Raw genomic sequence first — 20,955 nt, forward strand, 5'->3', positions numbered from 1 at the left:
CTCCTTTCAGACAAAACAAAAAACACTTTTTCACAATGAAAAAGTGTTTTCTCTTAATTCTATTTCATTTATCTGGTGGTTTTATATTGGTGTGTAGCCATTCCTAACATTAAAAATACAATTGGAACCCAACTGATTGTATTTAATGTTTCTTCCATGAATGATTGACACATGATCGCTAAAAAAGCCCACAAGAATGTTAATTGTCCATTTGTCAGCTCACATTTTCTTACGAGCAACCATAAGAAACTAAGCAAAAGAATAATCGATAGAACAAAACCAATCAATCCATAGTGATTGACGAGTGCGTGATACGTATTATGATTGCCTAGAATCTGATTTCCTCTATGGAAAAAGAAAGGTTTCATCCCTACAAATATTTGTCCTGTTTTTTCGCCTAATGTTTCATAGAATTTGCGCCAAATTTCTTCTCGTCCTGTAAATAAGTGAACTTTGTCTGACATTGCAGCAAAATAAGAAATCGGTAAAGCTAGAACCGAAACTGCTGCATACATCCAAAAGGACAAGTGTGTGTTTCGAAAAATCTTCTTAGGTAAAATTTCTAGGATAACGAAGATAACAAGCGCGTATAATGCTGCTTTCGATTGGCAAACCCAAATCGTTGCCCCAGCAAGAATCAACGCTGGTAATGATAGCAATCGCATGTACCATTTTCCAAATGAACTAGCAAATCCTGTGATAAGAAGGGCTAATGTCATTAAAGAACTACCTATCGTATTTGTATTGATCCAAATATCTGATAATTTGTTCGATGGATTCCAAATACTTTGTCCTTCTGGTACTGGTATCTCGGTAAATACTCGATAAACCGTTACGAGTAAAAAGACATAGAATACTACAAGATACAAGCTACGATCAAATACAGTAAATTCCGTCCATTTTACAATCAAAATAATGGCAATAATTGTCGGAACGATCAGATCACCATAGAAAGTATCTCCTCGGTAGCTTCTAAAAAAAGAAAAGAAAAGGTAAAAAAGAATGCCTGCTGCAATGAAGAATAAATCGTTTCTCTTTACCTTGTACAGATTCAAAAGAAACAAACAGCCTACGAAAAACGTCACTAACTGTGCAGCATTATCATAAATAAATAATATCGTAGGAGGATTTAACCCCACCGTCCATATTAAATATAGAATGGATACCAACAGTAACAGAAAAATGGCACTCATTTTATTGATCAATTTTTCTACAAGTTCTTGAATGTGACTCACTTCCCTTATTTATTGATTTTTTCTACATTGACTAATTCGCACTGGATCACATCGCACTTTTTCATATTATTTGCTTCAAAGTCTAACAGTGTGAGTAGTGGTTTTTTACCTGCTTTTGGCAAGGATAAAAAGGAATTGTTTTCCTTAGATTGAACTACCTGGCTGTAATCATAAATTTTTCCTCTTTTGGAGACTTCATACTGATACTTGTAATGAGCATCGATTAGATCAATTTCTTCTCCCTCAGATAAATCAATCATATCGGATAATAAAACGCTTGGTGTATCTACGTTATAACCAGCAAGAATATAATTTCCATTTCCCATTTCAGCATCTGGATAATAAGTAGAAGCTACTCCTAAGCTAAGCGTATCGCTATTCGCTCCTTGAAAAACAGGGAGAATAAATCCTGTAGAAGAAAAAACAAGTTTTCCAGCAATTTCACCTTTGAGATCCTTTTCTAATGCCTGTTTTTGATTAGTAATAAGTTGTCTCTTAGAAATATCCGTTAAACTGGTTAAATTATCTTGATAGGTTTTAGCCTGTTCCTGAATATGGATTGTTTTTGTTACACCATCTACTTTTTCAGCGATTTTGTCCTTTTGATAACCTTGATAAGCAAAATAACTAAAAAGGAGAAAAACAATGATTACGCCCACGTAAGGATTAAATAAAGTTTTATTGTTTTTATTCATCTATCTACCTTCTATATTTGAATTAATTTACCTACATCTAACCAAGATAAACCACGTTAAATTTTACTATTCTTTTTATTCAATAACAATGCCACATCATAATTGATCATTTTCATATCATAATCGTCAAGAAACTTCTAATAATAGTTGGCAATTAGAACTTGTTTTCACATAAGTTCGTCTCAACTGTTCAAAATTTTTCATTGATCCCAATAGACAGGCTTTCTCCTTTCCTGTTATCTGCATGTCATTGATATATTGCATGACAGATAACCTTTTAAGGTGTTTTTGTTTCATCGTTTTTAGTAACTTTTCTTCCATTTCTTTCGACACTTTTTTTCTATTTTCGATTTCTTTACAATTCATGAGTTTTCCTACCTTCCTTGTTTTGATAAAAATAAAAAAGCCTATGATCACATACGCTCTACACTTCACTCTTGGGTTATCTTTTTCTTTCTTTTAACTACTGGCCTTGCTGGTTTCAAATCCTTGATTCCATTATAGGTTCTCCAATAATCAAACTCTTTTCGTAATCTTTCTTTTTCCATATCTGTTCCTTTGGATAAGGCTTTAAATACATCTTTAGGTGAATAACCACGAGCTAACAGCTGTACATACCTTCCTTTTGTCAAAGTATCCATATCCATCGCATCTAAAACTGGTCGCGCCATCTAATTTGCCTCCTAAATAAATTCTTTACTCGATGTCTAATGATAATACTAGCTTTTTATTATTCGTCGTAATTTCTGCACATTCTTCATTATTTTCTGCGATTAACGCATAATAGCATGGTGATTTTACTTCGAAAAATTTCATGATCTATTCCTCCAATTTTTATTCTTCTTTATCCGCTACAAAGTCAATGATTTCAACACTGACAATATAATCACTCAAATATGACCAGGTATCTTCTACAGACAATTTGTCTCCTTTGTCGTTCGTAAGCGTCATTTTAAACCACTCATCGCCTTCATCATCTTCAGGTAGCAAGCCGAATCCAATTGGATTATCAGTCAATGTTTAATCGTATAAATCATCCTCGTCTAATGCTAAAACATCTAATCCTTTACAATTTCCGCCTCTTCTAAACGTCACAAATCCTTTGTAATCCCAACGTCGGAAAGAAACCTTAATAGTATGTGTGCCCAATCGTATATTCGGATCATAATTTTTCATTTGTCATTCCTCCATTACGTAAATTTCATTTTCTCTATGTTTTATATCAATTTTTTCACTTTATTCAGGACTTGTTCATATTTTATCGTTTTTCGTTTACTTAAAAATACATAAAAAATTTCGACTCGTTTATGGCGTCCGAAACGAGAAACCCTAGTAGACAGCGGTAAATGCTCGATTGATCCAATAATCAACGTCCTCGCAAGTATCTACATGTACTGCAGCACACGACACAATTTCTTGTGCGTCCTCCCCATTACGAGAAGACCTACTCCTTATTCCATGAGTTTGCGTCAAAGTCTAGATCCCTTAGTAGCTGCTCATGATTAATCTAGACGCTATTCTAACTTGTCTAACTTCTAAATTCCCTCTTGTTTACTCTGCGCATATTATTTACACAAATTCATTTCACCACTATCCAAACAAGCGCATTTACTCGATTGACCAATTTTTTACGTTACCAATCGTTAAAACCTACCCCGTCACTCCCCGAAGGGAATTGTTGATAGATCAAGTCTACTCCTTATTTTTCTAGTGACTCTAAGTTCCTTTAGAAGTCTCGACAATATTTTCAAGCAAGCGAAAAACGATAAAATACAAGTTATGAGAATGATCAATTCAGCTGATCAAACGCCCCATCCCTTTTGCGGTACAACGCAAGACTCCATTTTTTCTTCGACCAATCAGTACACCGTTTTGGTCATAAACATGTTTGATTGTTGGATATAGCTCTTTTAAGGGGATAGGATCTTTTAAAATTATTTGCTTTTGTTTCCCAATGTAATAAATCATTTCCTCTGAGACTTTGTCTTTCTGGATTATATATTTCTTACACTGCACAACGGTTTTACTTTGGCCAGTTGATAGTTTCTTCGTGATTTTCTCTGTAGCGGTACACCGTTTACCGTAGTGACAAATATCTTTGAGACTCAAAATTCCTGTATATGACATAAAATAAACCACCCAATTTCTTTAAATATTTTTAACAAGTTTTTCTTGTTATTTTTCAAAAATAGAGAATTGATTTTCGTTCATGACAAACAAAAAAGAGGGAACGCACCCAAACATGCGTTCCCTCTAATTTCAGTGTTCGTCATACGGCAAAGAGCCACACGGACATTTTTATAACATTATGCTTAGGCATAGATTCATCGTAATATCACGTATTTTTAACCTTAACACAGCCAAAAAAAGTGGTATCACTTTTGAATATCTGTTATACTAAATCCGTTGCGGGTAATACCGTAACACTGAAAGGTTAACGCATTAAGGGCCAAATCTTAATGCCGTGTATGAACGCTGACGAAGGTTACCAGCCTTCCGAGTTCATACCGCCTTTCTTTTTTTTGTATTTTCAATTGTCCAAATTTATCGTCCAAAAGTGCAGAACGAAAATCAATTCATCACAAGCATAGCAGACAATTAAATTTAAAACAACTAAATTTATACAAAAAAATGTAAGCGAATAATATTCGTATTTCCTGAAAAGAAGTAATATCAAGGTTTTTAGCTTGTTTAAAAAATGAAATTACCTCTCTTCGCGTATTATTATAACTCAAAAATAGGAGCGCGCAAACATTTGTTCCCTTTTTTATGTTTAAAATTAATTATTACTTTTAACACTTATGACGTAAAAAGCTACGTTTGTGATTTTTATCATAATATTTTAACTCATAAATTCTATTAAAATAGCTATTTCTTTGTAACATTCGTAATATAATTAGAATAATAAAAAATTTTTAATTTTAATGCTACTCCATGAAGAAACAATCACTTTGTCATTAAAGTTTCACTCTAACCAGTCTTTCGTAATAGTGTGTGAAGAGCTTTCAGAATTCAAATGTTTTTCACTTGAAACTTTAGCAGCTATTGGTTTTTCGATAAACCAATTTTTTACATAGACAAAAATCAGGTTCTGGATATTTTCGACTTTTTCGGTTTTTAATTTTTGATAGGCTTTTAACAGTGTCGTGTATAATTCTTGTTCTGCATTGACATAATAACTATCGAGTTCTTCAAAAACTATCGAAATACCACTTTCTATTTCAGCTTTTTTCTTTGCATTATGAATAGTCTGGACGGTTTTTTGAGCTTCACTGTAACTTGAAGAAAATGTTTTTATCAAATTTAATACTCGTTCAGGGACAAACGTAGCAATGCTGTCGTTTGTCATAATTGTCTCAAAATTGTCTAACAACAATTGATCTTGTAGGCGGTCTTTTTCAGTGTCTATATTGTGTCTATTAGTGTCTAATATATTATTATTAAGTTCTGGTATGATTTTCATACCCTCTGATTTATCAACGTTTTGGCACGGTATGATTTTCATACCCTCTTGAGCCCCAAGGGATTCAGCGTCTGATTTTTCGTCGAGGGTGGGTATGATTTTCATACCCTCTGATTTATCAACGTTTTCCCTATTCTCTCTATCAAATTTTTCGAGTAAGTAGATATCATTTTCTGAGACTTTTAATTCTGCTAGATATAGTCTATTAGGATTATTTTTCCCTAACTGTTTGTTAAATCCCATCTGCTTTTGTAATAATAAACCAAAGGATTCCAACTCTTTTTTGATTGCTATCGCTTTTTGTTTTTGGCAGTTTAATACGCTACATAGTTCATTTGTCGTATAAGTAAAATAAACATTACCTTCTTCATCGATTTGCCGTTTACTGATTGCGATCTCTAATCTTGCTTTTAAAAGCATATAGGCAATCTTAGTTGAATCTTTCATTTTTTTGTATTCGTCAGAAACAATAAAGACTTTTGGAAATTGATAAAATAATTCGTTGTAAACTCTATCCGCCTTAAAAAAATTAAAATCAGTCATTGTAGATCCTCTACTTTCACGTTGTTTTATTTATGTAAAATTACCTACTCTTTTCGAAAATAGCAAAGATAAATAAAAAATGCAAACGCATTAAAACTGCTTTTTAATTAAATACTACCTAAAATCAGAAATAAAATGAATTATGTACTACCTTTAAAGTCATTAAGAACTACTTTAAATAAATATTATTTATAATTAAATACTACCAGAAGAACGTATGAATAAAATTTAGTTTTAAAATTAAAGATAATTAAGTACTACCAGTGTCAAAACAAAAAATAAATTAAGAACTACCTTATGCATATAAAACATACTACCATTACTAGTAATATATACTACCTTATTTCAGTAGTATATATTATATTAATCTTATAAGACAAGGCTTTAGGCTAGAAAACAATAGATTATATACTACTAAAAAATACAATAAGTACTACCAATGTCAGATAAATATAATAATTATGTACTACCATTAAAATTAACTTATTTAATAAGATACTACCGTGTTAATCTGAAAAAAATTACTTTAAGGTAGTTACATACTACCTGTTAAATTAGATACTACCATTAATACTTAAATTAGATACTACCTATATTTATATTAAGTACTACCGTTCTAGGAATAAGATAATAAAAAAATACTACCAAATTGCAATTAAATACTACTTAAAATGTAAAAAAATAAGAACTACCCAAATTAGGTAGTTCTTAATAAGAGAATTTCAGATAAATTTGTACAAGTCATAAAAAAATTAATCTTAAATTTTTAAATATATATACTTGTTAATTATAAACTACTTTATTTAGGTAGTACATAATTAACAGATAAAACTACATACTTGTAGTTTGTCTAGCTAATGAGTTGCATATGATTTATATAAAGGTGTGCAGCATAACTTAGTTGAAGTTAAGAGAATAGAATAAATATTTTTTGTTTTGCTAATAATTAAACACTACCTAAATATGGTAGTGTTTAATTATATAATATTCATTTTGTTACAAATAATCGTATTATAAAAGCATAACAATTGGGATAACTATTTTTTAGATTATTTAAGTACTACTTAAATTAGGTAGTACTTAAATTTTGGTTTAAGGTAGTAGGTAATTAAGAAATAATATATATCTTCTTTTATAATAGAAGGGGAGAGGCCTAGTTAAAAGCAGCGACAATTAATAACAATGTATTTAATGCTTCACAAAATCCATTTGGTGGACAATGCATTGTTATTAGCGATGATCTACCGTTCTAAGTAGTTTTTTCTATTGGTTGCATTCGTGACTAATTATGGTATAATTATGAGTAACAAAGAGGTATTTCATTATATCACCAAACCCCATCAGCGTGCACGCTGATGGGGTTTTTTTTACGTTTCTATATTATAGAATTAACGGGTAGGCTTACTGTCTTTTTTGGCAATTTTGCAATCAAGCCATTTGCAGATGTAGTGTGCAGTTACCTATGCTAAGATTGCAAAAACAAAATCAAAAAGGTATTTCATTATATCTCCTCCTCCCCTTGCCAGATTAGGCCGGGGTAGCAGACAGCAAAACTATTATAACATAACTGAAATACCTAAATGACATATACAGATATGATAATTTATGTATTGATTTTTCTAACAAAAGCACATATTTTAATATATACTACCTATTTTAGGTAGTATATATTTTTAGATACAATATCGATCAGTTTTGAGGAAATGAAATTCTAGATATTTTTTGCTACATAGAGTTATTTTCAATATTTTTTAACGTAATTAGGCAGAAGTCACTCATCCTCTATAGGTTTGTGATGAAATTGCTATTGATCCATTTAAGTAAGAGCAAAAAACTGGAGGTTTATCAGGTAATTGGTCTAATGGATTTAAGTATGCGGTCACCGTGTATAGAGTTGCTTATGAGATTCAAGAAAATAAAGTTATTCCAGTATTGCTATATGGAACACATAACAATTTTTATGAATTAGCCGAGAACACTCGCAACTTTATTCGTGTAGATGAATCGGCTTCGGTTGAGTTATAACTTTAGCTATATCAATCAACCGACCGACATATGTTAAATCTATATATAATAAAAATACCTACTTAAATGGATGTTAACGGAAGTGTATGGTGAGTAGTTCACTCGTATTTTGATATCGTTTGTATATGTTTTCAGCGTTCTAAGTGGCTTATTTTGTCCAATAATAATATGGAGTGGAATCCCTTAAGAAACACCGTTGGCAATTGTTGTTATAACATGTTATAATTTATTTATCAAAAACTAAAAGGAGTGTGATAACATGGGAAAAGAACTAAAGGTTAGAAAGATCGGCAATAGCGTGGGAGTGATCCTTCCAAGCTCTCTTGGATTAAAAAGCGGAGACACTATCCAAGCCAAACAAGAAGGCAACTTATTCATATTAGATACTACTCAAATAGCAAAAGAACACGATCGCAAATTGATTGAAGAAAGTTTCCAAGACTTTGAGAAAGGTTTAACAGTTTCAGAAATTGAAATGGTAAAAGCTTTCGGAAAATACGGCTGGAGTGAATAGATGAAAGAGTACACGCTAGTTTATTCTAAAAGTTTCCAGACCAGCCTTGAAACGATAATAGAAGAATGGGAAAATGAGCTTGCTCTTTCTCCAGCCAGCATAAAAAGATTTGTAGGTGCGATCCAGAAGGCTTTAGAACTAACCAAAAATTTTCCAACTATGCATGAGGAAGTTTCCGAAATCTATGGAATGGATATCCCAACATATCGGATCGTGATCGGCAAAAGCTATGCCTTATTTTATCGGATCGACCATGAAAAAAAAGAGATACTTGTAGGACGTATTTTCCAATCTAAACAAATGAAACTAGGCTTTTAACAATAATTAGGCAAAAGTCGCTCATCCTCTACAGGTGGGTGATTAATGCCGCTCGATATGGTTGTTAACCGTCGGTTACTCGAAGATTGATATATAAGACTTAGTACCTTTTTATTTTGCTCCATGTTATGGCCGAAGGTCTAAAGATACAATCATTAGTCTAGAGAAAAATTAAGAACCGTAGGAACTACGGGGATCGCTTGGTGAATAAGAGACACTGCTATTAGTGAAAAAATAAGATATCAAGTACGCTCTATTCCCAAAAATTTCGTGACTTTACTCATGAGAGGTTCAAGTAGTATATTTTTAATCAAAATTGACGTAACTTTTAATAAATACTACCTAAATAAGGTAGTATTTATTTTTGTGTTTTAAAATATGTTGGTACATGAAAATATACATCCCTGCTAGACTATTTACAACATTTTACTTTGTACGTATTCTTGTTTTAAAAGGAATGGGATAAAATATAGGTACAATAACTATTTGATGCTAAATATAATTAATGGAGGAGAGATAGTGAACATACTTAATGAAAAAAGATATGTATGGTTTGCTGGTAAAAAATATATTACTACTTTCAAAAGATTATCCGAGTTAATGCAGCAGACTGTTAAAAGTGCTATGCCTGAAGGATACAAGTTTAATTTTGTTCAATCTTCAGTATCTACTGAAAGTATCTATTTTTCAATTCTTTCTGAGAGTAGGCTTTTTCATTTTAGAATAAGTTCTCATGTAAAGAAAACTGATGTTGATATATATACGTTCCGTACAAATAATTATAAAAATTTAAATGATTTGAGTAGAAGTATCAGTGAATATCTCAAGGGGAATAGCTATCTCAAGATTCGATTTTCACATATATTAATTTTACTACCATATTTGAATGAGAATTTCACCCTAATTCAAGTAGATAAGTCTTTCATTGCCTCAGGTAATCAAGGAAATATGAATATTACAAGTAACAAAACGTCACGTGTGCTATTGGCGTTGATGGGTTACGGAATTCTTTATAGAGATGACCAAAATGGCCAGATTCTAATAACTCGGGCCGGGCGTTCATTATTAATGAAATATAGAAAATTTATACCGGAAGATTTTCAAAACTTACAGTTAGAAAACATGCGTTTAGAAGATTTATTTAGATTAGCAGAAGATGATAAGTATAGATTTGAAGTTTTGAAAATTCAAAAGAATGAACTATTGAATAAGTTATATCCTGAGAATGCGATAAAAGCACATTTTGGTGATGCTAATCATATGTATAGTTGGTTCATTCCTAAAAGATTTAGAGGGAAAATCAATGCTGGAGATCAAGTGAAAGTACTTAATCGAAACAGTACAGATATCGTAAGGGTAATAGATAGCTATGTAGAAGATGAAGATAGGATCAAATTTATGAAGCCAGTGATAAAACTTGTTGATAAAAGTAAATAGAAAGGATTCACATTTTTATGTTGGTACTCCAATTTAAATAAATTAAACTAACGTACTTAATTAAGTACGTTGGAATGGAGATATAAAATTAGAGGGGAGTAGATATGGCAAATACAGTCTTGAATCCTAGCTCAGCACGGAAAGATTTTTATAAGTTATTGAAAGACGTAAATGAGAATCATACGGAAATTGAAATCATTAGTGAGCATAAGTGAAAATAATGCGGTGCTTATTGGTTTGGATGTTGGAAAGCAATCAAAGAAACGCTATTACTTGAGCAAACAGGCACGTTGGATGTTGTTCGTAAGCGAGAAAAAGATGATAGTAGATTTACTAAGGTAGATAAACATGTGGTTGAAATTTATTCAGCATGGACACATTACAAGTCACATTAATTACTTGTAAAAACATCATCTCGTGGTATAATGTATTTACTAAGTAATTACATTATATTGGAAATGAGGGATTTAAGTGATTACAAAAACAAGAAGACAAGGCAATTCAATCATGTTGACAGTACCTAAAGATTTTAATGTTCCTAATGGAGTTGAAGTTGAGGCAAAGTTGGTAGAGAATGGTATTCTTTATGAATTTGTCGAACCACAAAAAGAATTTTATGATTTTAGCGAAGATATTTTGTCCGATATAATTGCAGAGGGCTATGATAAAGACGAGATTCTTGTGGAATTTAAGAATAGAAAAAGCAAAATGCATGCTTCCTTTAGAAATATTGCTGAAGATACACTTACTAATTCTAAAGTAATGACTAAAGAGGAGTTGGCAGCAGAAATTGGCTTATGAAATCGTCCCTTCAAAACATGTCATTAAGTATTTAAAAAAGCTAAAAGAGAAGCCGTTAAAAGAAAAATTTTTGAATTTAATTTATGATGAAATTGCGATTGATCCATACAAGGGAGAACAAAAAACTGGGGATTTATCAGGTATTTGGTCTAGTGGGTTTAAATATGCGGGTACAACATATAGAGTAGCTTACGAGATTATAGAAAACAAGGTTATTCCAGTATTGTTATGTGGAACGCATGAAAATTTTTATGAACAGTTGAAAAAAATAATCTAGGGATTTGTGGTCGTTCTTAAGAAGGACGGCTTTTTTTATCGAAAATCTGATCCGTCTACATGGCTAAAGCCGCAAGTATTCTCGGCTTCTCGATAAATTAAATAGCGTCATTACTTTGAGGAAAGCTATAAATCAATATAATTCATCTTTTTCTTATTTATGTACTACCTCTCACTTGTTAATTATAAGGTAGTACATATTTCTCTTTTTTATGGTAGTAACTAAAAACAAATATGCTATAATAGTATCAAATAGAATATTGCTAAAAGAAAAGAGGTAAGAACGTGGTAGCGAAAAAATATGTAATCGGTAATTTTAAAGGTGGCGTAGGAAAAAGTACGTGTGCGCAAATGTTAGGGTTTGAATCAGCAGTTAATGAAGGGAAAAGAACCTTGATAATTGACTTAGATATGCAAGGGAATACTTCTGATGTGATGAACTTAACGCATATGAACTTTACTAATGAAGAAGGAGGAGGAGAAGGGGAGCCGATTGTTTACGAAAATACTGTGACTGACGTGTTGATCAATAATCTTCCACCTAAAGAAGCAATATATAAAGTGATCAATAATCTCTATATACTTCCAGCAGACATGTCCTTTGAAATGTATGATGATTGGATTAAAGAACAATATAATGATTCATTATCCCAATTCAACTACATGAAAGAAAAACTAGAACCATTATTTGATGAGTTTGATGTTATCTATTTAGATGTTCCACCTTCTATTTCTGTATATAGTAAATCCGCAATGTATATCGCAGACTGGGCAATCGTTGTCTTGCAGACCCAAGTAAAATCAATGAGAAATGCTATGCAATATCTTGAATATATGGACTTTTTTGTGAAGGAATTCGATACAAACTTATATGTTGCCGGGGTTATTCCTTTCATGTTAGAAAGCGGTGACGCAGTAGATCAAGAGATGTATAAACAAGCTCAAGAGATTTATGGGGAACATTTGATTAAAAATGTTGTACTCAAAAATGCACGTTTAAAACGGTATGATGGTTCAGGTATTACGATGGAGAAGACAAAGAAAGGTCTCTTAAAACAGTGGGATCGCAAGAGCCACGAACTATTTATCAGTATTTTAAAAGAATTGGAAGAACATGAGAATTGGTATGCGGAGGTGGAGTAATTGGCTGACATCAAAGTACTTGATATTTTTGGGAACAACAAAGGGCTCGCCAAAATAAAAAAAGAAGCAGAAGCAAAGAAAAAGCAGCAAGCAACTACTCCAGCCGAAAATAAACAATCGGAAGCACATCAAATACAAGAAATAAAAACTTTATCAAATGTTGAAAGACAGAGTAGAGGAAGAACCAAAAAAGTTGGTGCACCAATCAGAAAGTTTGATAAGGTTTATTCCACCAAGCATCCTTTAAAACTTTCGACTTTGTTAAATGCGACTTCTAGAGTTTTAGTAGAGAAGTATGAGACAAATATGACAAGAGATGAGTTGTTGAGGAAAGCATTGGACGAATATATCAAGCAAAATCTTACGCAAGAAGATAAACAGGACTTGTTTAATGATGTGGTGAAAGAACTAGACTTGTTTAGAGAAAAGTATCCAATCGTTCCAGAACTAGATGATCATGGTGAGATAGTAAGAACGACAGCGCAAATTAAGAAAGATACGGAAGATTCCCTTCGTAAGGGATGGGGAATGAATACTAAAATTAGATAAAGATAAAAAAATAATACATTTAAAAGTTAGGTTTTTGTTGATTTTTTATAATTTTCCTTGTTTTAAGAAGAAATTGAATATCTATCATATGTGAGATAGTTATAGAGAATACAGAGCACATTAGGAAACTCAACAACCAACAGTTCAGGCATACAGCCTTCTGTTTTATCTCAGGGCAAACCGGACTATATAATAAAAATGTATTCTTGTATTTAGCAAGCAAACAATATGGAACTTATATAACTTACTAATAAATAAAGTACTACTTTTTTAAGGTAGTACTTTCAGATTGTAGACAAACCTTATGTAAAAATGAGGTTTGTCTTTTTTGTATGTATGCTTTCAAAAATAAAAGAGAAATAATTCTGTTTTTCTTTAGAAAAACACTCCTTTCTTGCTCTAATTTTGTTGATTTTTACTAGTTTTTTATATTTAGGTAGGCAAAATTAATCCCAATTTTCATGTGCATTTTTTCAATTCCTATTTGATCCGTATAACGTAACCCATGAAATTCTTTGGCTACATCAAAAATTCGTTCAATTGTTTCTTTTCTTTTTCTATATAGGTCTTTAAACCCTCTTTGATGACGTATTTCCTCACATATTTCTATTGCTTTCGCCCAAATACGTTTGGTGATTCCTTTTGTATGATTTTTTGAATTTATACAAGTGGATAGAACAGGAAAATTTTTACATTCTTCTGGATTACTTTTGTATTCTAAATATCTTTTTCTATTCTTTGTCGAATAAGAGAGGATCTTATCATTAGGACAAATATAACAATCATAATATTCATCGTAGGCATAGTCGTTCTTCTTGAAATAGCCCGTTTTCGTCATTGGGCGATTGCTGGCGTTTTACATCCGGTATCCATAATCAATTTATAATTTATCTAAAGTGAAAGTTCTTTTAAGCTTTTCAAATAAAGAAACGAACGTACGACTATCATGTAGGTTTCCTGGATGTTATCGTGTAGCCCAGTATCCAGCCGTTTTTATCACATGCTACTTGTGCGCTATAAGCAAACACTTCTTTATGCTCACTTTTCCGTATAAAGAATGCTTGATCCAGCACTTCGACGGATTCTTTCTTGTTTCGATTCGCATGTGCTCTAATACGCGTCCCATCAACAAAAACTTCAGAGGTCTCAATGATACTTTCCGACATACACTGTGCTAAAATCTCATAAAAGATTTGTTTAAACATAGTGTTTTATTTGATCCGTCTCGTATAGTTTTTATCAAATGTAGAAAAATGAGGAACTACATCTTCTAACTCTAATCCCAAAAATCAGCGATAAGCGTTGTTCACTTCAATGTCTTTTATGGTTTGTCATGCTTTTAATACCAAAAGTATTGAATCATCGGTAATTTAATCAGAAAAACGGGATCTAGACTTGGCCGTCCTTGGATTTCATCATATTAATCTTTTACCAAATCGTAAATAAAAGAAAAATCAATAAACTGATCCATTTGTCGTAATAAATGGTCTTGGGGAACTAAGTCTTCAAGAGCAAAAAAATCCCATATGTGCACGCTTACTCATATCTTGTTTTGAGAACATCGGGTTACACCTCCAATTCATAGTTCTATTTAAATAAGTATTTTGTCTACCGTCTGAAAGTACTAATTTTTTAGGTCGTACTTTAATTTTATTTAAATATTACCGTTTTATGGTAGTCTGCAATACATCTGTTTAAAATTGTTATTTTATTTGATATCCAATATCAATTTTATACTTAAAAAAAGCCTAGAACTGAACTTTTTTAGTACTAATAATCTCTTAAAATGTAAAAGCAGGATAAAGTCCAGACTTATTAAATTATGAGGGGGATAATTTTTGAGTAAGAAAAAGTTAACTAAAAAAGAAAAAAGCAACCGCAAGCTATGTTTATGACAGCATGAATGATAACAAATAGTTTCATTAGTACAGGAGTAGCTTTTGCAGATACAAATGTAACTAATGAAGTAGAAGCAAAAAGTAATGCTTATGGTGAGATAACGTTTGTTCTTTTAGTAAAGGATAGACAAGGTTCAAAAATTACATCTATTTCAGCTGTTAATAATCAATTAATTGTTAAAACAGATAAAACTGTGGCGGAGGAAGGGTTTTATTTTGTTTTTGGTACTGACAGTCCTGTATTCGATCTAAACGACGCTAACGAGTATTGGTATACTTCAGTCGATGAGGTTTTGAATGATGGAAGTGGTAATTACTTTGGTCATGAAAAAATTAGTTCATATACATCTACAAAATATTATTATGTAGTTGCATCAAATGGTAGAGAATTTAGAGTTCCAATGGTACGTATTAATGCAACAGATTTAGGAAAAGATATAGATAATGAGTCTAGTTTAACAGCACATAATGTGACCGTCGAATATGGATCAACATGGAATGATAGTGTGGCGAAACAAGTAACAGGAGTCAAAGCAACAGATAAATCTGGAAATGATGTAACAAACAATGTTACGATATCAGGAAATGTAGACACAAAAAAAACGGGAAATTATAACATAATATTTAATTCGCCAGAATCAGGTAAGAGTGTCACTGTAGTAATTACCGTTGACTTGCTTAAAGTAGCGGAGATTGTAGGGAAAGTATATCCAAATATTGTATTTGAATTGTATGGAGATGGCGAAGTTGAAAAGTTTCGTCGTTTGGCTAGTCAATTACCAAATGTAAAAATTAAGGAATAGATTGAGCAAAGGAATAAGGAAAAAATTATGAAAAATAGTCTAATGCATTTTTTTACCATCATATAATGTAAGCTTAATTACCTATGTCTGTATTAGAAACAATGAGCTATAGGATTCCAAATCTTACTACAAAAATTGGCGGAATTCCCAAGCTCATTACTGGTAACAAAGAAGGTTTTTTTGACTAATCCTGGTGATATAGAAGGAATTAGTAAAAAATATTTTTATATCTAGATAAAAACTCAGTTGAAAAAGATCAAATATCAGAAAATTCATTTAACAAGATAAAGGAGAATTTTAGTTTAGATAGTTATATGAATCAATGGCATACTATCTATAATATTTTAATAGAATAAAAAAGTTAAGTGGCTATTCTTTAACTGTATATCGTAACTAGTGAATCTATTTTTATAATTTAAATATATGAATGAACTATTCTGAAATTTATGTGATTGTGTATTAGTTGGAATTGTAGAAATTACTAAGTCAATATCTTCATATGGAATTTTATAGTTTTCTAGTTCATCAATAGAATAAATGCTGACATTAAAATATGTGCTTATTATTGATTCTAAATGTTTTTTTAATGACCAACGAATCATCAAAGGATAATCGGCTTCAAAATATATGAAAATTTTTTGTTCTAAAAAATGAAGTGGATGAAAAATTTCATAAAGCAAAGAATATTTTTTTCTTAAAAACGAGTTATTTAAAAAAATGCAATTTTTTGTCTCGTTATACATTACCATCATAAAGTTTTCAATATGTTTCAATAATTTTGGATACAACAATTCAAAGGTATAATCCTCTTCAATAGGATTTTTATCAATCTGTGGAAAGAGAGATATTTTATAATGTATTGAAAAAGTACTGGTTTCAAATCTTTTTTTATCATTTTTGGATAATGAGTTAATATCTAAGTCAAAATATCTAATAAACTCATCTTTAAATATTTGAAAATATCGATAACTTTCAGTGTGATGTTTCTGATGTAAAGCTAATATATTCATCTCTTTAACAAAACGACTATAGAAAGAACCATTAGTCTGAAAATAAAATAACAAAAAATGAATTTCTGAATCAGAAATAAGAAAGTGTTTTTTAATTATGTTGTTTATCTTAGAATTATTCATTATATTTAAATTTATAATTTTATAATTTGAATTAAATTGTTCTAGACAAATATGATGATTTTGAAAATATCTAGTTATGTTAACAGCCATAAAAAAACGTAATTGTTCTTCGCCTTGGATACTAAAAGAAGTGGAATAAACTGAACTTATATCTTTTAATAAATCATTAAGTTTATTTTTTGAAATATTTTTGAAAGGCCAATGTATTCCCTTATAAGTATTCCAAAAAAATGCGTAAAACATATAGCGAATATCTTTTTCTTCGCCAGAAATATAATAAGTAGATTTTTTAGAAGTAATATTAATATTTAATGGTTTGAAATTTTTATTTAATTCATTAATTGTTCTTCTAACAGTTGAAACACTTACATAGTTTTCATAAGACCAAGTTGTGATATTTAAACTGCTCTCAAAAAAAAGAGTATGAACTATTTTTATGGCGATGTTTTCTTTTATCAGCCATAAAATAAATTCTTGAATTATTAAAGGATTATCAGCATTTAAGATCGTTCCCCGTCCTTTAGAAAAACTGATATAGATTTTTGAATGATCAAATAACTCTATATCTTTTTCAAGTTCCGTTACATATTTTAATACTGTTTTTCTATCTAGTTTAGCTTGTTTAGCAAGTTCATTTGTTGTAACCCAATCATGCTTATTATATAGAATATTGATTAATGTAATTTTTTTCTTGATATTTTTCCCATAAAGATGGTTGATATCCATTTTATCCCTCTTTTTTGTAAGATTTATTTTAAATTAACTATTTATTACATAATTAAAACAATATCAAACGTACAAACATTTTAAGTTCGTTATGTGGAATATTTAAATCCTGATATTGATAAGATAAATTAAAATATAACTAGCATATCTTTAATAGATACAGATTACTAAATAGAAGTTTTACTAATAAAAAAAAAACACAAGTAACTCAAGTTGCATGTGTTTTTTTATCGTTTGAGCCTGCAAAGCAAATAATATTACTGGTTATGTGTACAGTGAAAAATTATTCTGCTAAAATAGGCCCTTATTTATTAAGATAAGATTGTTCAGGTTGTACTTTTAAAATTGAAGAAACAATTATTGACTAATAGATTACATATTTAGATTATACACAATGAATATTCGACAATATAAAGCTTTTTTATGGATTATAAAGTGGTATAAACATCTTTTTTAAGGTTAGCAAAAGTTTAAAGGGGAATATGGTTTAAACAAAATGAAAAGACCAGCGCTTAAATTACTGGTCAGTATTATGATTTAGTTACTATTTATATTCCAAACAATATGTTTTTGATCGCATAAGAAATAGACCGATTGGTCTACGTCATCTTTTTTATCTAAATCGAAATAAAGATCTCCTTCAATCTCTTCATCAGGATTTATTTCTTGTCCCAAAATATTATATTAACGGAACTAACTTCTTTTATAGGTATTAGTGAATTAAGAATAAAGAAAATTATTGACGAATTAAATTATGAACTTACTCAATTTGAAACAAATCCTAAAATCATCAATGATAATATTATTATTCGTACTATAAATATTGATTATTTTATTGTTAAAAGTCTACGTTTGGAATAAGCGTTCTCCATTTCCTGAAGAAGATAATTGACAATTGACAGATATTTTAAGTGATCTTTATTTTGCGCCAACAAAAAAGTAAAGAAAATTTAGAAAAAGAAAATCTCCCAAATAATAAAATATATGTTACTGGAAACACAGCAATTGATGCAATGAAATATACAATTCAAAAAGATTATAGTCATCAATATTTACCAAAAATGAAAAAATGATTATTGTTACAATGCATAGAAGAGAAAATCTTGGGAAACCTTTTGAGAACGTTTGCTGCTCGATATATAGAATTGCAGAAGAAAGAACTGATATTAAATTTATTTTTCCAATACATCGTAATCCAAAAGTAAGAGAAAAAGTGATAGCAATACTTCGCGATCTCTCCAATGTGTATTTAATTGAACCTTTAGATGTATTTGGTTTTCATAATTTCATTGAGCATAGTTATATGATTTTAACAGATTCAAGTAGTATTCAAGAAGAAGCGCTTTCTTTAGGAGTGCCAGTTTTGGTACTAAGAGATACACATGTAAAAATAATATTCAAAAATAGGATACAATTAATCTGAATTTTGAGCATAAAAAGAAGATTTTATTTGATATATCTATTATAGACGTTCATTACTTAGTCTAGTATGTACTACCTGTCAGTGAAGTTTTAGAGACTACTACATTTAAATTTTTTTAATGAGCAACTGTATGCAGTTTAATATATTATAAGGAGGACTTTATGGACAAGATACAAGAACAACTTACTTATATTGGATTAGAAATTAATCATATGTATATTCTAGCAATGATTTGTTGCGCGATGATTATCGATTTTTTGTCAGGCGTTTTTGCAGCAAAGGTGAATCCAGGAATCGATTTTCAAACACAAATAGGAATTAATGGAATTTTAAAGAAAATTGCTGCCTTAATATTACTAATATTCTTTATCCCACTATCAGTGCTTATTCCAGGAAAAACAGGTACGGGATTACTTTATGTCCTCTACTCTGGATATTTAATTATGGAAATTCAATCAATTTTAGAAAATTATAGAAAATTAGGAATTGATGTTATCTTATTTCAAAATTTTTTAAATAGATGCAGTAAGGATGATCTAACTAACAAAAAGAAAAAATTGAATGAATATGAAGAAAAAGAGGTGAAATAGGTAATAACAGTATACTAAGTTGCCGACTCCGTTGTTATTGTTAAATGACATATTACACTTGTAGAGTGATTGATTTTAACCTTTTATGTGAATATTTGAACTATGAAAAGTAATTATGATACTAATACCAACTGAGGTATCTGTTAACAATGAGGGATATGGTATTTAGTGACGATTGTATATAAATAATACTTTAAAGATGATATAGAAATTCATGTGGATTATATGCAGTTATTTGATTTCATTGCGCAAAATAAAGCAAAGTAATAGCTATTGTGGAAAAAGAAAAACTGGAACTTCGATTCGGATACAAAATTGAAGATTGGAAAAGAATACAAGATATGCTGATGAGTATCTTTGTTGGAATAGGATTAGGGATTGCAACTGGAGTACTAGGATGTTCCGTAGGAGAATTTGCAGGGGAGGAATTAAAGAGACCTATTCAAATCTTTAGAAAAGATGTTGTTGAAAATGTAATTTCTGATTCAGTTGTGATGATCATTAACTCATCTGATAATTAAGATTTAATGTGGAATGACTTTGAGAAAGCTTTGGGAGAAATATCGGAAGAAGAATAGTTAAGCGATACTATTTTAAGAGTATTAAGAGAGGAGGTGATGTTTAGAGAGAATACAGAGACTAATTTTCAAGAAATTGATACAAGAATAGCTCGGATTGAAAACGCGACCAGTATATAGCTACCATTTTCACAAAATATCATTAATTAAAAGTAAATTGATAAGAGGTAGGCTTTGTTCAGGTATTGTTTCAAATGTGTCAGATCCTTTAGAAAAAGGTTTAGACGTTTATCAATAGAATGATTTTAGTTAATTATATCTAAACCAAACAATTTATTGGATCCAGACGGATTTCTTTGAATTGGAGCATATAACTTTGTAAGGTGCTGTGTTAATGTATGAAAAATTCAAGAGAAAGGAGGTGAAAAAATGAAATTGAATGTAGAAATTTCTCAAGATCAGATAAAGTGGATTACAGAAGAAATCCAAATTGAGACATTGATGGATGAAAAAACTTTACCAGACTATTTTGTAAAAAAAGTTACTTTTTTTAATAGCAATTTAGCTATCGGAGAAAAATACATTGAAATACCCTATATAGAAGTGTTTATTGCTTTGAAAAAATTTTTTGTTAAAGACAAAGAAAATGTAGATATTCAAAAAGAATTCTCTTTAATAGAATTGGATAGTTTAGAAACGCCAGACAGAAGAAACTTATATGATTTAAAAATTCTCCGAATTTTATCTACTACGGATATTGGTTTTACTACTCAAGCTTTCTTACGACAATTGGTAAAAGAGCTATTTATTGATAGAGAAGAAATTTTGCTGTGATAATTATTATTAAGTAATCTTAAAAAAGAAA

18 protein-coding genes and 6 pseudogenes are annotated in these 20,955 nt (G+C 30.5%); 15 read left to right on the forward strand and 9 right to left on the reverse strand.

Going from position 1 to position 20,955, the window contains the following annotated elements; translation table 11 throughout:
- Positions 1 to 68: 68 nt before the first annotated feature.
- The 7 genes and pseudogenes from A5816_RS14830 to A5816_RS14860 all read right to left on the reverse strand — a co-directional run bounded on the left by A5816_RS14830 (position 69) and on the right by A5816_RS14860 (position 5,936).
- The gene (locus tag A5816_RS14830) at positions 69 to 1,235 is read right to left on the reverse strand and encodes an EpaQ family protein (protein WP_086311633.1); all 1,167 of its coding nucleotides are present in this window, start codon (positions 1,233 to 1,235) and stop codon (positions 69 to 71) included.
- 5 nt (positions 1,236 to 1,240) lie between these two features.
- Positions 1,241 to 1,930, reverse strand: coding sequence for a sortase domain-bontaining protein (locus A5816_RS14835; protein ID WP_086311634.1), 690 nt, complete (start codon positions 1,928 to 1,930; stop codon positions 1,241 to 1,243).
- A 126-nt stretch (positions 1,931 to 2,056) separates the two neighbouring features.
- Positions 2,057 to 2,296 carry a hypothetical protein gene (locus A5816_RS14840; RefSeq protein ID WP_086311635.1) on the reverse strand — a complete coding sequence of 80 codons (240 nt, stop codon included), beginning with the start codon at positions 2,294 to 2,296 and terminating at the stop codon, positions 2,057 to 2,059.
- Positions 2,297 to 2,361: 65 nt separating this feature from the next.
- Positions 2,362 to 2,601: a hypothetical protein gene (locus A5816_RS14845; RefSeq protein WP_002347362.1), complete on the reverse strand. Its 240-nt coding sequence runs from the start codon at positions 2,599 to 2,601 to the stop codon at positions 2,362 to 2,364.
- 163 nt (positions 2,602 to 2,764) lie between these two features.
- Positions 2,765 to 3,106: pseudogene (locus A5816_RS16380) on the reverse strand (DUF5406 family protein).
- A 618-nt stretch (positions 3,107 to 3,724) separates the two neighbouring features.
- Entirely contained in the window at positions 3,725 to 4,057 is a 333-nt protein-coding gene (gene traE, locus A5816_RS14855) for a type IV conjugative transfer system protein TraE (protein WP_002322486.1), read from the reverse strand.
- 838 nt (positions 4,058 to 4,895) lie between these two features.
- Positions 4,896 to 5,936 carry a replication initiator protein A gene (locus A5816_RS14860; protein WP_086311637.1) on the reverse strand — a complete coding sequence of 347 codons (1,041 nt, stop codon included), beginning with the start codon at positions 5,934 to 5,936 and terminating at the stop codon, positions 4,896 to 4,898.
- Between the two features lie 1,166 nt (positions 5,937 to 7,102).
- On the opposite strand from A5816_RS14860, the pseudogene A5816_RS16125 reads away from it, so the two are divergent.
- The 10 genes and pseudogenes from A5816_RS16125 to A5816_RS14905 form a co-directional block, all read left to right on the forward strand.
- Positions 7,103 to 7,189: pseudogene (locus A5816_RS16125) on the forward strand (single-stranded DNA-binding protein); the annotation flags it as partial.
- A 547-nt stretch (positions 7,190 to 7,736) separates the two neighbouring features.
- Positions 7,737 to 7,961, forward strand: a pseudogene (locus tag A5816_RS14865) (type II toxin-antitoxin system RelE/ParE family toxin).
- A 259-nt stretch (positions 7,962 to 8,220) separates the two neighbouring features.
- Positions 8,221 to 8,475 carry an AbrB family transcriptional regulator gene (locus A5816_RS14870; RefSeq protein ID WP_002290397.1) on the forward strand — a complete coding sequence of 85 codons (255 nt, stop codon included), beginning with the start codon at positions 8,221 to 8,223 and terminating at the stop codon, positions 8,473 to 8,475.
- Complete coding sequence (locus A5816_RS14875) at positions 8,476 to 8,793, forward strand: type II toxin-antitoxin system RelE/ParE family toxin (protein ID WP_002290394.1); 318 nt, start codon at positions 8,476 to 8,478, stop codon at positions 8,791 to 8,793.
- 519 nt (positions 8,794 to 9,312) lie between these two features.
- Positions 9,313 to 10,230, forward strand: coding sequence for a hypothetical protein (locus A5816_RS14880; protein ID WP_086311638.1), 918 nt, complete (start codon positions 9,313 to 9,315; stop codon positions 10,228 to 10,230).
- Between the two features lie 104 nt (positions 10,231 to 10,334).
- Positions 10,335 to 10,625 (forward strand): annotated as a pseudogene (locus A5816_RS14885) (type II toxin-antitoxin system Phd/YefM family antitoxin).
- Positions 10,626 to 10,701: 76 nt separating this feature from the next.
- A complete protein-coding gene (locus A5816_RS14890; protein WP_086311639.1) occupies positions 10,702 to 11,031 on the forward strand; it encodes an AbrB family transcriptional regulator in 330 nt (109 codons plus the stop codon).
- Entirely contained in the window at positions 11,021 to 11,308 is a 288-nt protein-coding gene (locus A5816_RS14895) for a type II toxin-antitoxin system RelE/ParE family toxin (protein WP_086311640.1), read from the forward strand. The genes A5816_RS14890 and A5816_RS14895 overlap by 11 nt, the downstream gene beginning before the upstream one ends.
- Positions 11,309 to 11,592: 284 nt before the next feature.
- Complete coding sequence (locus A5816_RS14900; RefSeq protein WP_086311641.1) at positions 11,593 to 12,450, forward strand: ParA family protein; 858 nt, start codon at positions 11,593 to 11,595, stop codon at positions 12,448 to 12,450.
- Positions 12,451 to 12,999 carry a hypothetical protein gene (locus tag A5816_RS14905; protein WP_086311642.1) on the forward strand — a complete coding sequence of 183 codons (549 nt, stop codon included), beginning with the start codon at positions 12,451 to 12,453 and terminating at the stop codon, positions 12,997 to 12,999.
- 262 nt (positions 13,000 to 13,261) lie between these two features.
- Here the strand turns inward: A5816_RS14905 and A5816_RS14910 are convergent.
- A pseudogene (locus A5816_RS14910) lies at positions 13,262 to 14,561 on the reverse strand (transposase).
- Positions 14,562 to 14,902: 341 nt separating this feature from the next.
- Between A5816_RS14910 and A5816_RS14915 the strand changes: the two are divergent.
- Entirely contained in the window at positions 14,903 to 15,700 is a 798-nt protein-coding gene (locus tag A5816_RS14915) for an immunoglobulin-like domain-containing protein (protein ID WP_086311643.1), read from the forward strand.
- Positions 15,701 to 16,044: 344 nt separating this feature from the next.
- Here A5816_RS14915 and A5816_RS14920 read toward each other — a convergent pair whose 3' ends face one another.
- Positions 16,045 to 17,559 carry a helix-turn-helix domain-containing protein gene (locus A5816_RS14920; protein WP_086311644.1) on the reverse strand — a complete coding sequence of 505 codons (1,515 nt, stop codon included), beginning with the start codon at positions 17,557 to 17,559 and terminating at the stop codon, positions 16,045 to 16,047.
- Between the two features lie 853 nt (positions 17,560 to 18,412).
- On the opposite strand from A5816_RS14920, the pseudogene wecB reads away from it, so the two are divergent.
- The 4 genes and pseudogenes from wecB to A5816_RS14940 form a co-directional block, all read left to right on the forward strand.
- A pseudogene (gene wecB, locus A5816_RS16710) lies at positions 18,413 to 18,940 on the forward strand (non-hydrolyzing UDP-N-acetylglucosamine 2-epimerase); the annotation flags it as partial.
- Between the two features lie 203 nt (positions 18,941 to 19,143).
- Entirely contained in the window at positions 19,144 to 19,572 is a 429-nt protein-coding gene (locus A5816_RS14930) for a phage holin family protein (RefSeq protein WP_086311645.1), read from the forward strand.
- Positions 19,573 to 19,847: 275 nt separating this feature from the next.
- Positions 19,848 to 20,093, forward strand: coding sequence for a hypothetical protein (locus A5816_RS14935; protein WP_086311646.1), 246 nt, complete (start codon positions 19,848 to 19,850; stop codon positions 20,091 to 20,093).
- 426 nt (positions 20,094 to 20,519) lie between these two features.
- Positions 20,520 to 20,924 (forward strand): hypothetical protein, encoded by a 405-nt coding sequence (locus A5816_RS14940; RefSeq protein WP_086311647.1) that lies wholly within the window; start codon positions 20,520 to 20,522, stop codon positions 20,922 to 20,924.
- Positions 20,925 to 20,955 lie beyond the last annotated feature (31 nt).

It is taken from the genome of Enterococcus sp. 3G1_DIV0629, from assembly GCF_002141285.1.
Lineage (GTDB): Bacteria > Bacillota > Bacilli > Lactobacillales > Enterococcaceae > Enterococcus_B > Enterococcus_B lactis.

Excerpts from the sequence above, each read along its gene's own strand:
- A5816_RS14835 (WP_086311634.1), bottom strand. The coding sequence starts at position 1,930 with ATGAATAAAAACAATAAAACTTTATTTAATCCTTACGTGGGCGTAATC.
- A5816_RS14875 (WP_002290394.1), top strand. The coding sequence starts at position 8,476 with ATGAAAGAGTACACGCTAGTTTATTCTAAAAGTTTCCAGACCAGCCTT.
- A5816_RS14845 (WP_002347362.1), bottom strand. The coding sequence starts at position 2,601 with ATGGCGCGACCAGTTTTAGATGCGATGGATATGGATACTTTGACAAAA.
- A5816_RS14940 (WP_086311647.1), top strand. The coding sequence starts at position 20,520 with ATGAAATTGAATGTAGAAATTTCTCAAGATCAGATAAAGTGGATTACA.
- A5816_RS14920 (WP_086311644.1), bottom strand. The coding sequence starts at position 17,559 with ATGGATATCAACCATCTTTATGGGAAAAATATCAAGAAAAAAATTACA.
- A5816_RS14860 (WP_086311637.1), bottom strand. The coding sequence starts at position 5,936 with ATGACTGATTTTAATTTTTTTAAGGCGGATAGAGTTTACAACGAATTA.
- A5816_RS14840 (WP_086311635.1), bottom strand. The coding sequence starts at position 2,296 with ATGAATTGTAAAGAAATCGAAAATAGAAAAAAAGTGTCGAAAGAAATG.
- A5816_RS14915 (WP_086311643.1), top strand. The coding sequence starts at position 14,903 with ATGATAACAAATAGTTTCATTAGTACAGGAGTAGCTTTTGCAGATACA.
- A5816_RS14870 (WP_002290397.1), top strand. The coding sequence starts at position 8,221 with ATGGGAAAAGAACTAAAGGTTAGAAAGATCGGCAATAGCGTGGGAGTG.
- A5816_RS14930 (WP_086311645.1), top strand. The coding sequence starts at position 19,144 with ATGGACAAGATACAAGAACAACTTACTTATATTGGATTAGAAATTAAT.
- traE (WP_002322486.1), bottom strand. The coding sequence starts at position 4,057 with ATGTCATATACAGGAATTTTGAGTCTCAAAGATATTTGTCACTACGGT.